The sequence below is a fragment of the Flavobacterium sp. genome (assembly GCF_035456085.1).
Taxonomy (GTDB): domain Bacteria; phylum Bacteroidota; class Bacteroidia; order Flavobacteriales; family Flavobacteriaceae; genus Flavobacterium.
The window spans coordinates 26,891-40,466 of the sequence record NZ_DATIDY010000081.1 but is presented as its reverse complement, the minus strand read 5'-3'; the positions used below and the strand labels follow the sequence as shown (position 1 = coordinate 40,466).

The following is a 13,576-nucleotide window of genomic DNA, read 5'->3' as shown; positions in this document are numbered from 1 at the left end:
TCCTGATGAAACCTTAGCCGTTTTGCTATATTTGTTGAATATTTCCTGATTATGACGGTTGAAAATGAACGATGAATTGAGGATTTTTAAACTTTACGAATGAAAAATAAAACGGTCTCGATTAAGCATATTGCCGAGCATTTAAATATATCAGTTACAACAGTTTCTTTTGTTTTAAATGGCAAGGCAAAAGAAAAACATATTTCAGAAATTCTTACCCAAAAAGTTTTAGATTATGCTCAAAAGGTAAATTATAAACCCAATCAATTGGCGCAAAGCTTGAGGACTGGGAAATCCAAAATATTGGTTTTTATGGTCGAAGATATTTCTAATTATTTCTTTGCAAAATTAGCCAGGATTATTGAGGACATTGCTTATGAAAAAGGATATAAAGTGATTTTTTGTAGTAATGAAAATGATGATACCAAATCGCTCGAGCTAATCGGATTATTCAAAAACAGGCAAGTTGATGGCTTCATAATCGTTCCTTCTCCAGGCATAAAAAACATGGTTGCCGAGTTGATTGAAGAAAATCACCCTGTTATCCTGTTGGATCGTTATTTTCATGATTTAGAATGTAATAGTGTTGTTATTGATGATCAAAAAGCAACTTTTGATGCGACTAGTCATTTAATTGCAAACAATTATAAAAAGATTGCTTTTATAACAACAGATTCCGACCAAATGCAAGTTCAGAATCGTTTGCTGGGTTATAAAAATGCAATAGCGGTAAATAAATTAAAATCACACATTCTTAAAATTCCATACAAAGATGCCAAAAATGGCAAAGCAAAAAAATCCATAAAAAAATATCTTACTACTCAGGATTTAGACGCTGTTTTTTTTGCAACAAATTACCTTACCCAATCAGGTTTAGAAACTTTTAAAGAAAATAATTTGGAGTCCAACTATAATTTAGGGATGGTTGCATTTGGAGATAATGAACTTTTCAAAATCTACAATCCAACAATTACGGCAGTATCTCAACCATTAGAAGCTATTTGCCATAGTTTAATGGAATTGATGTTAATGTTGCTTAAGCAAAAAAACGTCAAAGAAATATCTAAAAAGATTGTACTTAATGCCGAATTAAAAGTCCGTGAATCTTCAAATAAACGTGTTTTTTAATTTTTCTTTCTTTTATTTATTCGCTAATCTGTTTTCAATATCCATTCTTTCGTGTAAAATTCTAACGACTTCAATTTCATTTGTTTTGTCTTTTTTAAAGAAAATTAAATGTGATTTTACTTTTGAATATCTATATGATGTTCGAATTTTCCCAAAGTCATGAGCCATGTCAAAATTATCGACGATATATTCAATTTCGTCAATGATTGAGTTATAATATCGATTAGCTTGTTCGACAGACCAATTTTCTGCTGTATAAATCCAAATGTTATTAATATCTTCTAATGCCTTTTCACTAATAATATACTTTGACATTATTTTTGAAAATTAGCTGTAAGTATTTCAAGATTTTTATTGCGGTCAAAATTTCTGATTTTACTACTCTCTTCACCAATTTTTAGTTCATTGATTAGAGATTTTGTTTTAGCTTCTTCTTGCTCAAAAACTCTTAAAGCAGTTCTAACAACTTCACTTACTGAATTATATTTTCCAGTTGAAATTTGTTCATTAATAAAGTTTTCAAAATAGTCTCCTAATAATATTGATGTATTTCGTGCCATAATTCTATTTTTTACCAAAGATACCAAGAATTGGTATTAAATTCAAATTTTTTCAGTTTTTGCGCAAAAGTTACTGCTAACTTTTTTATAAACTGATAAATAATATAATTTTCACTCGTAATTATGTAATTTTTTCGGAGTTTAACGATTTAATTTTGAAATACTTAAATGATTTAAATGTCATCTAATTTTCAAGATTATGTCTCTTCAAAAATACAATCAAAAGCGAAATTTTACCGTTACCGACGAACCTGAAGGCGAAATTGGAAGATCAGAAAATGAATTGATTTTCGTTGTTCAAAAGCACGCTGCGTCTCATTTACATTACGATTTTCGTTTGGAAATGGATGGTGTGTTAAAAAGTTGGGCAGTACCAAAAGGCCCGTCTCTGGATCCCGAAGTGAAGCGTTTGGCGATGATGGTCGAAGATCATCCATACAATTACAAGGATTTTGAAGGAACAATTCCTGAAGGAAATTATGGTGCAGGAAACGTCATAGTCTGGGACAACGGAACTTATCTTCCCTCTGATTCTAATTATAAAGGAACTATTGAAAATAAATTACAATCGGATCTTAAAAAAGGACATTTAAGTTTTACACTTAAAGGCAAAAAACTCAAAGGAGATTTCTCGTTAGTAAAATTGAGAGGTAAACAGGAAAATGCCTGGTTATTAATGAAAAAAGAGGATAAATATGCCTCCGAAGATGATATACTTGCAAAAGACAAATCTGTAATTACTAAGAAAACTTTAGAATCCCTCGAAAAGAAAACAGCTAAAGAAAAAGCTCCTGTTAAAAAAAAAATAATTGAAAAAAAGACAACTCACAAAAGAGTTGAAGTTGCTTTTCACAAACCTATGTTGGCTACTCTGGTCGAAAAACCTTTTGACGATCCCGATTGGATTTTTGAAAATAAATTTGATGGTTATAGAACTCTTGCATTAGTAGAAGAAGACAATGTTGAACTTTTTAGCAGAAATCGTAATTCTTTTACCAACAATTTCAAGCCTATTACCGAGGAGTTAAGAAAGATAAATCATGAAGTTGTTTTGGATGGAGAGGTGGTTGTAGAAGATGAGAAAGGGCGTTCTAACTTTCAATTTCTTCAAAATTATTTAAAAACCGGAAAAGGAAAGCTGCTTTATTATGTTTTCGATATATTAAACCTCGATGGCAATGATACCACCAGTTTAACTTTGTTAGAAAGAAAACAACTTCTGGAAATGTTGTTGTCTAAATCCAAATTGTCTAACGTCATTTATTCTGAACATGTCAGTGAGAAAGGGATTGATTTCCTTGAAGTTGCCGCCAAAAAAGAAAGCGAAGGAATAATTGCTAAGCGAGCCAGTAGCCAATATATCATTGGAAGACGAAGCAATGATTGGCTTAAAATAAAACTTTCGCAACAGGAGGAAGCGATTATTATAGGAATTACAGAGCCAAGAAATTCCCGCACTTATTTTGGAGCTTTATTGCTGGGTCAATATCAAGGGGATAAACTAAAATATATTGGCAAATGTGGTACTGGATTTACACAGGAAATCCTCAAAGAACTCCATACCAAATTTGCTAGGTATTTTGTAGATAAATCGCCTTTGGATGAAAAATTACCAATTCGGGATAAGATACAGTGGATAAAACCAAAGTTTGTCTGCCAGATAAAATTTGCCGAATGGACAGACGATAATCATTTGCGTCAGCCTGTTTTTTTAGGACTCCGAATTGATAAACCGGTAAAGGAAGTGATTTTTAGTGGAAAAATTAAAGAAACAGTTCTTGAAAAAAATAAAGAAGAGATGGAAAAGAATGAAAAGAATGAAAAAAAAGAGCACGAGGAAAGTGATTATGATTTAAAAGTCGGCAAAGTAACGTTGCATTTAACCAATCAAAATAAGATTTATTTTCCCGAAGATTCGATTACCAAAGGAGATATTTTGAATTATTATAATGAAGTAGCAGATTTAATGCTGCCTTATTTAAAAGATCGTCCGCAGTCCATGTATCGTTTTCCAAACGGAATTACAGCTTCTGGTTTTTATCAAAAAGATGTTGATACAGATAAAATGCCTTCGTGGGTAAAAACAGAAAAGATTTTCTCTGAATCTAATAATGCTAATATTGATTATCTTATTTGCAATGACAAAGCAACTTTATTGTATATGGCAAATTTGGGTTGTGTTGATATAAATCCTTGGAATTCTACAATCAAAAATATTGAAAATCCAGATTGGGTAGTAATTGATATAGACCCTGAGAAAGATGATTTTAAAGAAGTTGTAAAAACTGCACTTACAGTAAAAGAAGTTATGGATGAATTGGAAACAGAATGTTACTGCAAAACTTCAGGTGCTACGGGATTGCATGTTTATATTCCGCTGGGAGCTAAATATGATTATGATACCGCTAAACTATTTGCACAGTTAATCGCTCATGAAGTAAATACAAGATTGCCAGAAACAACCAGTTTGGAGCGTACTGTAAAGAAAAGAAATCATAAAATATATATCGATTATCTGCAAAATCGAACTGGACAAACTCTCGCAGCACCTTATTCAGTGAGACCAAAGCCTGGCGCAACTGTGTCAACGCCTTTAGAATGGAATGAGGTCAACGAAGAACTGTCTCCTAAGCAATTTACAATCAAAAATGTATTGGATCGCTTTGAGAAAAAAGGAGATTTATGGAAACCTGTTTTAGGTAAAGGAGTTAATATTAAATCCATTATTAAAAAAATGTCTTAAATATTTAAATTTTACCGATAACAATCTTTTACTTCTTCTAGTAAATTTGTTATTGAGAGTCTTTTTGATCTGAAAAATACGGGAACTTCTTTTGAAACAGAAAGACAACAATAAAGGCGATTCTGCTGTTGATTTTTTTCAGTTGGCTTAGTCGTATTTTTGTTTGATGTGTTCAACTGTTGATTTACAGATTTTTTCCAGGACTGACATATTGATATCTGAAAGTTTTTTTACATATATACAGGCTTTGGCCATTTTGAATTTGCCTAAATCTTTCAGTAATTGATCGTTTTCTTGAGTTGGCAAATACACATACATTGAAAATGCTGTTTTTCTAGGGGAAAACCCTATTAGAGGAGCTTCACCAGAATGCCCACTTTCGTATTTGTACTGATAATATCCAAAACCAATAATTGTTGGTCCCCACATTTTGGGAGCAAAACCTGTCCATTTTTCCATAAGTTCGATCAATTGAAGGCTGTCTGACTTTTTTTGTTCATCATCGACATATTGATTGATGAAGCTTTTTACATCTACATTTGTTTCGGTTGTTTTATTTTTTGTAGCCATTGTTGTTCTATTTTTGCTTTAAAAATAATCCGGCAATTAGCGAAATGAGAATACCTAAAGGAAAAATTTCCATAAAAGTGAGTAGGACTATCATGAGCGGACTTTTGTACCACTCTTTCATTTGATTCATTTCGGTTGTTTTTTCGGCAAGATCTTCGGGATTTGTGTTTTTCAAAACCATGTCACTGTATTTTTCTATAAAATCAGGGAAAAAATTATAAAAAATAACCAGCCAGGTCAAAACGTAAATGATCGAAATAATGAACGAAATTTCCAAACCAACCAGAAATGCTTTTCCAAAAGAGATTTTACCATTATTCCTTTCGCGATCTTTTTTGACACCTACTATTAGAAAGACAAAAGCCAAAAGCATACTGGCAAAACCAATAACCGTATTAGGTTGCACTCCCGGATTGGCTTTCATGTAGAATACCATCGCCGACATGACAACTGCGGCAACTATCCCACCTAAAATCCCGTTTTTTAAGATGTTGTTCACCATGATCTAGTTTTCCAAAATTAAAATGTTCGCTAATTTAGTTAAACAGGATGTAAAGTTCTGAAATGTAAATAATTAATATTGTGTTTTGGTCTTAAGATTTTTCAATTTTGCAAATTTATATAGTGGCAAGTATTGTAATTTTTTTTGGAGGCTTATCTAAGAGCTTTTTTTCTTTTTTTTGTTTTCAAGGCTGGCTTTAAGCATTTCCATTAAATCATCATTTTGTTTATGAACGACTTTCATTTTGGTAGGAGCTGGTTTTTTGCCTTTGGCTTTATCTTTTATAATTTGCAAAAGCTTACCGGTATATTCATCCTTATAATTCGAAATATCAAATTTCTCAGTTAATTGTTCAACTAATTTATTAGCCATATCCATCTCTTTAGCCTTTGTTTTAGACACAGGTGGCAAATTTAATTCTGATGGATCTCTGATTTCCTGCTGAAAGCGAATTCGGTTTAAAACAATTACATTTTTATATGGTTTTAAGATTGCCAGACCTTCTTTATTTCGCAGTACAAAACTTGTGACTCCAACTTTACCGGACATTTCCAACGCATCTCGTAATAATGCATAAGCTTTCATTGCGCCTTTGTCTGGTTCAAGATAATAAGGCTGTTCAAAATAAATGCTATCTATTTCTGATTCTAAAGCAAAACTCAAAATGTCAATGGTTTTGGTTTTCTCGGCATCGGCAGCGGCAAAATCTTCATCTTCAAGAATAACATAATCGTCCTCTATTTTATACCCTTTTACAATGTTTTCATAAGAGACTTCTTTTCCTGTATTTTCGTTTACTCTTTTGAATTTAATGTTGGCGTGGTCGGTTTTATCGAGCATGTCCATATCAAGAGAACTTTCCTCAACTGCAGAAAATAATTTAATTGGGATATTAATTAATCCAAAACTAATAGAGCCTGTCCAGATTGATCTCATAATTTAAATTTAAATTCATTTTTCATAAGATGCAGCAATATAATAGAGGATTGTTGCAATACTCATTGAAATCATTAAGTGTATCATGGGGATGATTTTTAAGTTGGATAAATTTAAGGAGTTGTTTGTTTTTAGCCTTTATACTTAAAAAACAATAAATTACAAAATATACATGTTTAATAAATAATTGTCTAGTGTGCCAAAAATTTTGAATAATGAATTTGAAATCGTAACTATGTTGAAGAATACTAAATAGTAAATACACAAATATGATTTTTAGAACAAATTATTCTCAACGAATTGGATTCTTAATGGTCTTTTTAATGTTTTCCAATTTGATTTTAGCACAAAAACAATTTAAAGTTTTGCTGATTACAGAAACCAAAGGTTGGTATCATGAATCGATTGAATCTGGAGTCGTTGCAATAAATGATTTAGCAGCTACTCACAATTTTGAAGTTGACAGACAACAAAATGCACAAAAGATTACAGAAGATAAATTAAAGAATTATGCAGCAATAATCTTTTTGAGTACTACTGATGATATTTTTGATGAAAGTGAAAAACTTGCCATTCAAAAATTTATCCACTCAGGCAAAGGATTTGTGGGGATTCACGCCGCATCCGATACGGAATATCACTGGGAATGGTACACCAAACTTGTTGGAAGAATGTTTCATATTCATCCAAGTCAGCAAACCGCAAAACTCAAAATCTTAAATCATGATTTTCCAGGTCTGGAAAGTTTTCCAAATTCACTTTTATGGACAGATGAATGGTACGAATTTGGTCCGGAAAAAGTTTCGGGTTTAAAATACCTGATCGCCGTTGATGAAAAAACATACGACCCAAAAACAGTTTGGAAAGGTCGAGATACAGATGCAAAAGGAAAACCGATTGATAGGGTAGGGAATGGAATGGGAGACTTTCATCCTATTTCCTGGTATCATGAATTTGATGGCGGAAGATCATTTTACACCGCTCTTGGGCATATTGATAATGTGTACAAAAATCATTGGTTCCTAGAGCATTTATATGGCGGAATTTATTATGCTGCCACTGGAAAAGGCTTATAACGAATGTTTTTAAATTTAAAATGCTCCACTTTATTTCAAAATATAGTGGAGCATTTATGATTTTATAACTTTCTAAAATATCGAACACAGAAAGATTTTTATTTTAATTCAATTCGTCAAAAGTATTTCCTCTTTTGATATCGCCGGTTTTGAAACCTCTGTTAAACCAATCCATTCTTTGTTCTGAAGTTCCGTGTGTAAAAGAATCGGGAACAACCTGCCCCTGCATTTTTTTCTGAATTGCATCATCACCAACGGCATTTGCAGCGCTCAAAGCTTCTTCAATATCTCCAGGTTCAAGCATTTTGTTTTGGGCTTCATTATAATGTGTCCAAAGACCAGCATAGAAATCGGCTTGTAATTCTAAAGCAACAGACAGTTTATTGCCTTCAGTTTCGCTTTTGTTTTCTTGTAATTGGCGTACTTTTTTTGAAGTTCCCAGTAACGTCTGAATATGATGTCCAAATTCATGTGCCATTACATAAGCTACTGCAAAATCACCGCCTTCGGCTCCAAATTTGGTTCTTAGTTCATCAAAAAATGTCATATCCATATAAATCGTTTTGTCTCCCGGGCAATAAAAAGGTCCAGATGCAGAACTAGCACCTCCGCAAGCAGTTTCAACTTGACCGCTAAAAAGAATGAGCTTTGGAGCTTCAAAAGTCAAGCCATTTTCTTTAAAAATTTTTGACCAAACGTCTTCATTATCGGCCATAAGCGTCTTTACAAATTCACCTTCTGTTTTTTCTTTTTCGGTCAATGGTCTACTTTCGCCTTGGGTAGTTGGTTGGTTGAATTGTTCTAATACTGGAGTAATTATTTGAGCGTTTTCACCACCAAAAGCATTTACCAGCAAAATAATAAGCCCAATTACTCCTCCGCCTACAACTGTTTTTCCACCTGTGGACATTCCCCTGCGGTCTTCCACATTATCACTTTGTCTTCTTCCAATCCATTTCATAGCCTTATACAATTTAGATGTTAGTTATTAATTTAATGATAATTTATAGAAAAAATAGATTTATGAAATTATACTTTTGGGTTTTAACCATTTTTCTAAAATATCTTCCAGCGTTTTCTTTACTATCGGTTTAGAAACATAGTCATTCATACCAGCTTCAATGCATTTTTCTTTTTCTCCCATTATCGTTCCAGCTGTCAGAGCAATGATAATAATATCTTCCAACTTAGGTATTTTTCGAATTTGTTTGGTGGCTTCATAACCATTAATCAAAGGCATTTGAATATCCATAAAAATGATATCCGGAATAACTTCTTTTACTTTTTCGAGCGCTTTTTCACCATCTACAGATTCGTAAATGATGCATTTTGGAATAATCTGTTTGACTAATGTTTTAGTCAACAGCATATTGATTTTATTATCTTCGACAATTAATATTTTTGGCTCTTGATTTTCAAATTGTAAGATACGATTTTCTGATGTATCTTTTTGAGATTCAAGTGATTTATCTTTTTTGAGTTTATTACTGCTTTTTAATTTTATATCAAAGAAAAAAGTACTTCCTACCTTGTACTGACTATTAATTTGTAGCTTACTATTCATCAAACTCAATAACTGGTTCGAAATTGTTAATCCCAATCCTGTTCCGCCAAATTTTTTGGTTGTCGAACTATCTTCTTGCGAAAATGCCTGAAATATAATTTTTTGATTGCTTTTTCGAATTCCGATTCCGGTATCTTTTACTGAAAATCGCAAAGTTGTATGATTTTTATGAGCCTCTAAAGCTGCAATAGTCAATGTAATGCTTCCGGTATGTGTAAACTTAATTGCATTCGTTAACAGATTGATCAATACTTGTTTAAGTCGGATGTAATCGATCCAAATGTATTTTGGGACATCCTCATTAATAATATAGTTTATTTCTAATTTCTTTTTACGAGCTTGATAATTGATTAATTCTTTTATTTGAAGGATGATATCTTCAATGCAGTATTTCTCTATATTAAGTTCTAATTTACCAGATTCAATTTTCGAAAAGTCAAGTATATCATTAACTACTTCCAATAAAATATTGGCCGATTGATTAATGGTATTCATGTATTTTTTTTGGGTATTTTCGAGTTTAGAATTCATCAATAAATCGGTGTACCCAATAATTCCGTTTAATGGAGTTCGTATTTCGTGGCTCATATTGGCCAAAAACTCCGATTTTGCTTTGTTTGCTGCTTCTGCGAGTTCTTTTTCTTTCAGGATAGACTCATTCTTTTTCTTCTCGGTGATATCGATAAGAATTCCTTCCATAAAAGCAATTTGACCATTTTTTAAAATAGAATCCCCAAATTCTTCAACCCAAACGATTGAGCCATTTTTATGAACAATTCGATAAATAACATGTAGCGCTTCCTTTTCCTGTAGTGCTTTTTTATTTTTTTCTAAAACCCATTCTAAATCCTCATGAAAAATTAAGTCAATGTAGTAAATCTTATTTTCTAAAAACTCAGATTTTGGATAACCTGTTAGCTTTTCAATTTCATCGTTGAGGTAAATTTTCGAATATTTTTCATCATAATTAGATAAATAAACAGTTCCCGGAATATTATTAGCCAATAAACGGAATCGTTCTTCACTTTCTTCGATAATCGATTCATTAATATTACGTTCAATTGACGATGAAATATTTTTGACTAATAATTGTAAAATCGAAATCTCATCTGAGGTCCAAACTCGCTTGCTGATAGAATTATCAAATGCGAAAAAGCTATCAAATTCATTTTTTATAAAAACAGGTAGAAATAACAATGAATCAGGATTTAAATTCCTTAAACGCATTTTATCTGCTTCGTTTTTCATGTTATTTATAATAGCTTCCAAGAATTGCGTTGGAGATAAGTCTTTTAGATTATCACTAAATTCACTAAACTCCAGATTTTGAAATATCGGAAAAACTTCTTCAAAATCTCGTTTCTCATTTGTCCACATATACTTTTGGTCAAATAAATTTGTTCTTGGATTTTTTTTGAAATAAGAAATACGTCCTGAGTTGGTTACTTTTCCAAGCTCATTTATTATTCCCATGATAAGGTTTTTGGATCTCTTTTCCAGTAAAAATTGGTTAGTGTTTTTATTTATTACAAACAGCAACTCACTTTTGTAAGCTAATTTTCGTTCTATTTCTAACCTCATTTGAGATGCTAATGCAATAACAATTAAATCTGAGATTGATTTGGCAAAATTAATATCTTCATTATCCCAGTTTTTGACATGATCTGTCGATTCGTATGAAAGGATGCCTTTTAATACGCCATCAATAAAAACGGGTGTATCAAGAGTTGAAAATATGTTGTTGGTATAAACATAATTGTTTTTTATGTCATTGTTGTTTGTATACGATCTAATATCAGACTGAACGACTTGAAGTTTATTTTCGATTTTTTTGAAATAATCTATATTTTCATCTTTATAAAATTCAATTTGAGTGTCGACATCGATTCCAGACTCATAAAGCTTTTTACATACAATTTTGTTCACATCATATAACCAGTATCCGGCTCTGTTTATATCCAAAGCTTTGGCAGTTATTTGTAAAATATTGCTAATAGTCTGATCGAAATTATCAGTATTGGAATGATTTAATACAGCAAGATCTTTGAGCGTTTTGCTGTATTTTTCTATCTTATATTGTCTTTTTAATTTTTCGTCTTCTATGTTTTTTAATAGCGTAATATCTCTGGCAATTCCGGAATAGCCATCGATTTCTCCAAAACTATTTCTTCTGACAAAAACATTTTGGGAAATCCAAATTTCGCTTCCGTCTTTTTTGATGATAGGAAATTCGAGCGTGGTAAAATTCTCTTCAATATCCAAAATGTTTTGGTAAAAGCTCAACGTATTGGTGATGTAATCTTTTCTGACTATTGAAGAAAAATCTTTGTTTAGTAATTCTTCTTTAGAATACCCTAAAGCTTTTATTCCATAATCATTCACAAACGTAAATCTCCCTTTGGCATTAGCTTCAAAAATGATATCAACTGCTGTTTGGATTAAGGTTTCGTACTGTTTTCTTATTTTTATTTCATTAGTAATATCTTGACCAATACTAATAATAGAATCCTCAGCAAACTGTTTATCAATCCATTGAATGAATTTGTATTCGCCATTTTTACATTTCAATTTGCGAACATATAAACGGTTGTCAACAAAGTTTTTATGGTAATCTTCTCTAATAAATTCTGGATCTTCAGTCAGCTCCCAAAAGCCATATCCCATAACTTCATCCGGAGTATAACCCAAAATTGATGTAATAGTATCACTGCAAAAAGTTATTTCGCCTAATTTATTTGTAGCTATTGTGAGTGAGTTTCCTTTATTTACAATTTGATTGGTAAAATTAACCTTTTCCTGAATCCTAAAAATTGAGATATACCGAATGTGATTAATTATAAATGCCATTATAGCATAACAAATAAGGATAATAGCTTTATTAAGCGGTATTAAATCAAAATAAAGAGTAAAGAGTATAAATGAGAAAATACAGCCACAAAAGACCCAATATTTTTGTATGGGTTTGATAATTATATAAGAAAAGAAAAATGCTAAATTGAAGGTAAATGTTGGAATGAGATCATTTGGTAAAAAAACGATATTGAATGCTGTTAAGGAAATATAAATACAAAACAAAAAGGTAAATATGGTTTGGAGTCTATCATATACATATTTTGACTTTTCGCTTATTAAAAAAATCAGCAAAAACACAAAACCAATTGTAAAGTTGTACACTAGTAGACTTTGCGGTCGAACTTTAAACAACTCAAATACAATTTCTACCAATGGAAGGATTAAACCGAGGTACAATAGATAGAGTTGGTATTCTCTTTTTTCAGATTCTTTATTTGGAAGATTATCAATTCGTTTTAAAGTTGAATTTATTTTGGTATTGAAATAAAAAACAGCAACCGCTAGAAGAAAGAACATTATAAACAAAAATGTATCTCTATGTATCAGTAATATGAAAAGATTGTGTACCAAACTTAATGGCATAGCAGCGTAAACTGAACTCGGTAAAGAAAAGCTGGTGTTGAAAAACAATAAAAATTCACAACATAATGTCATAGTCTCTAGGGGGTGTAACTATTTTTTGTTTTAATGTTTAATAATTCAGGTCGTTGTGTTGTGTTTTTGCATTTTCTTCAGAATCGTCAATTCCAACAATAGCGCTATAAATAGCATAATTCATAGAATAAAGAAATGGCATTGTAAAAAATATACCAATGCAACAACCTATAAATCCAACAAAAGATCCAATTACAGCAACAATCATAAGTGCTAAAAGCACAAATGGCTGTTTAAAAACAATTTTAATACTATGTTTTATAGCATCAATAGCTCCTAATTTTCCAAAAACTATTAATGGAATTGTAAGTATTGTTATAAATGATATAAAATACGAAATAATTGAACCAGTAAATTCAAATTTAAAGTGTACAAATAAATTTGATTGGATATAACTTGCTGTTAAAATTAGAAAAGTGGCAAGAATTATTTCTTTTGAATAAGGATATTTATAATAAGAAAATAAAGAAGAAACTGGAAAGTTTTCGTCTCTGTCTCCATGATGAGCCATTTTTAAAAATGAGGCTTGAAAAGGACTCAGCAATGACGAAACAATAGTCATAATAGCGCCAATAATCAGTAAATTCTCTTCAGAAAGATTTTGAAGTTTTTCTGGAGTTAATTCCTCAGTCATTTGGGCAATTCCCAGAATTGAAACCAGCGAAACAGTTGCAACAACTATAAATAAAACTATAAAGATAAATAGTACTAACCCAGCATATAATGCAATTTTTTTATAATTCTCAAAAGCGTGATTAAAAACATTTCCAAAATCAATTTGGAATCCATTTTTCTCAATATCTTCTAGTTTTTCTAAAGTTCTTTTCATGTATATATGATTAGTTGTTGTAAGTAATGTGTTTTTTTAAAACGGTAATTAAAAAGGTTTATTATGATTCTTTCGTTTACAACCAGATTGTTGTATTTCTTTATAAATCAGGACGTAAATTTACTGTTTTTTTTATGTTTAAAAAAGAGAGTACCTGTTTT

General features: G+C 31.3%; 11 protein-coding genes. 3 read left to right on the top strand and 8 right to left on the bottom strand.

What is annotated here, in order from left to right; all coding sequences use genetic code 11:
• Positions 1–99: 99 nt before the first annotated feature.
• On the top strand, positions 100–1,128 hold the full coding sequence (locus tag VLC96_RS06115) for a LacI family DNA-binding transcriptional regulator (protein ID WP_325261364.1): 1,029 nt from the start codon (positions 100–102) through the stop codon (positions 1,126–1,128).
• A gap of 12 nt (positions 1,129–1,140) precedes the next feature.
• On the opposite strand, the gene VLC96_RS06110 is transcribed toward VLC96_RS06115, so the two are convergent.
• Together VLC96_RS06110 and VLC96_RS06105 are read right to left on the bottom strand one after the other, a co-directional pair.
• The gene (locus VLC96_RS06110; protein ID WP_325261363.1) at positions 1,141–1,443 is read right to left on the bottom strand and encodes a type II toxin-antitoxin system RelE/ParE family toxin; all 303 of its coding nucleotides are present in this window, start codon (positions 1,441–1,443) and stop codon (positions 1,141–1,143) included.
• The gene (locus tag VLC96_RS06105; protein ID WP_325261361.1) at positions 1,443–1,688 is read right to left on the bottom strand and encodes a type II toxin-antitoxin system ParD family antitoxin; all 246 of its coding nucleotides are present in this window, start codon (positions 1,686–1,688) and stop codon (positions 1,443–1,445) included. Before VLC96_RS06105 ends, VLC96_RS06110 begins: the two co-directional genes overlap by 1 nt.
• 199 nt (positions 1,689–1,887) lie before the next feature.
• Between VLC96_RS06105 and ligD the strand changes: the two genes are divergently transcribed.
• Positions 1,888–4,431, top strand: a complete 2,544-nt coding sequence (gene ligD / locus VLC96_RS06100; protein ID WP_325261359.1) for a DNA ligase D — start codon at positions 1,888–1,890, stop codon at positions 4,429–4,431.
• Positions 4,432–4,578: 147 nt separating this feature from the next.
• On the opposite strand, the gene VLC96_RS06095 is transcribed toward ligD, so the two are convergent.
• From VLC96_RS06095 to ku, 3 genes are all read right to left on the bottom strand, one after another.
• A complete protein-coding gene (locus VLC96_RS06095) occupies positions 4,579–5,001 on the bottom strand; it encodes a DUF1801 domain-containing protein (RefSeq protein WP_325261358.1) in 423 nt (140 codons plus the stop codon).
• Between the two features lie 7 nt (positions 5,002–5,008).
• Positions 5,009–5,503: a DUF4199 domain-containing protein gene (locus tag VLC96_RS06090; RefSeq protein WP_325261357.1), complete on the bottom strand. Its 495-nt coding sequence runs from the start codon at positions 5,501–5,503 to the stop codon at positions 5,009–5,011.
• A 156-nt stretch (positions 5,504–5,659) separates the two neighbouring features.
• Positions 5,660–6,439: a non-homologous end joining protein Ku gene (gene ku / locus VLC96_RS06085; protein ID WP_325261355.1), complete on the bottom strand. Its 780-nt coding sequence runs from the start codon at positions 6,437–6,439 to the stop codon at positions 5,660–5,662.
• A 269-nt stretch (positions 6,440–6,708) separates the two neighbouring features.
• On the opposite strand from ku, the gene VLC96_RS06080 reads away from it, so the two are divergent.
• Positions 6,709–7,515 (top strand): ThuA domain-containing protein, encoded by an 807-nt coding sequence (locus VLC96_RS06080; protein ID WP_325261354.1) that lies wholly within the window; start codon positions 6,709–6,711, stop codon positions 7,513–7,515.
• 103 nt (positions 7,516–7,618) lie between these two features.
• Here the strand turns inward: VLC96_RS06080 and ypfJ are convergent, their stop codons facing one another.
• The 3 genes from ypfJ to VLC96_RS06065 all read right to left on the bottom strand — a co-directional run bounded on the left by ypfJ (position 7,619) and on the right by VLC96_RS06065 (position 13,415).
• On the bottom strand, positions 7,619–8,476 hold the full coding sequence (gene ypfJ, locus VLC96_RS06075; protein ID WP_325261352.1) for a KPN_02809 family neutral zinc metallopeptidase: 858 nt from the start codon (positions 8,474–8,476) through the stop codon (positions 7,619–7,621).
• 60 nt (positions 8,477–8,536) lie between these two features.
• Positions 8,537–11,926 (bottom strand): PAS domain S-box protein, encoded by a 3,390-nt coding sequence (locus VLC96_RS06070; protein WP_325261350.1) that lies wholly within the window; start codon positions 11,924–11,926, stop codon positions 8,537–8,539.
• Between the two features lie 697 nt (positions 11,927–12,623).
• Complete coding sequence (locus tag VLC96_RS06065) at positions 12,624–13,415, bottom strand: DUF2189 domain-containing protein (protein WP_325261348.1); 792 nt, start codon at positions 13,413–13,415, stop codon at positions 12,624–12,626.
• Between the last annotated feature and the right edge of the window lie 161 nt (positions 13,416–13,576).

What these genes read in the sequence shown, in the direction of transcription:
- VLC96_RS06090 (WP_325261357.1), bottom strand. Translation starts at nt 5,503, where the DNA reads ATGGTGAACAACATCTTAAAAAACGGGATTTTAGGTGGGATAGTTGCC.
- VLC96_RS06065 (WP_325261348.1), bottom strand. Translation starts at nt 13,415, where the DNA reads ATGAAAAGAACTTTAGAAAAACTAGAAGATATTGAGAAAAATGGATTC.
- ku (WP_325261355.1), bottom strand. Translation starts at nt 6,439, where the DNA reads ATGAGATCAATCTGGACAGGCTCTATTAGTTTTGGATTAATTAATATC.
- VLC96_RS06070 (WP_325261350.1), bottom strand. Translation starts at nt 11,926, where the DNA reads ATGGCATTTATAATTAATCACATTCGGTATATCTCAATTTTTAGGATT.
- VLC96_RS06105 (WP_325261361.1), bottom strand. Translation starts at nt 1,688, where the DNA reads ATGGCACGAAATACATCAATATTATTAGGAGACTATTTTGAAAACTTT.
- VLC96_RS06110 (WP_325261363.1), bottom strand. Translation starts at nt 1,443, where the DNA reads ATGTCAAAGTATATTATTAGTGAAAAGGCATTAGAAGATATTAATAAC.
- VLC96_RS06080 (WP_325261354.1), top strand. Translation starts at nt 6,709, where the DNA reads ATGATTTTTAGAACAAATTATTCTCAACGAATTGGATTCTTAATGGTC.
- VLC96_RS06095 (WP_325261358.1), bottom strand. Translation starts at nt 5,001, where the DNA reads ATGGCTACAAAAAATAAAACAACCGAAACAAATGTAGATGTAAAAAGC.
- ligD (WP_325261359.1), top strand. Translation starts at nt 1,888, where the DNA reads ATGTCTCTTCAAAAATACAATCAAAAGCGAAATTTTACCGTTACCGAC.
- ypfJ (WP_325261352.1), bottom strand. Translation starts at nt 8,476, where the DNA reads ATGAAATGGATTGGAAGAAGACAAAGTGATAATGTGGAAGACCGCAGG.
- VLC96_RS06115 (WP_325261364.1), top strand. Translation starts at nt 100, where the DNA reads ATGAAAAATAAAACGGTCTCGATTAAGCATATTGCCGAGCATTTAAAT.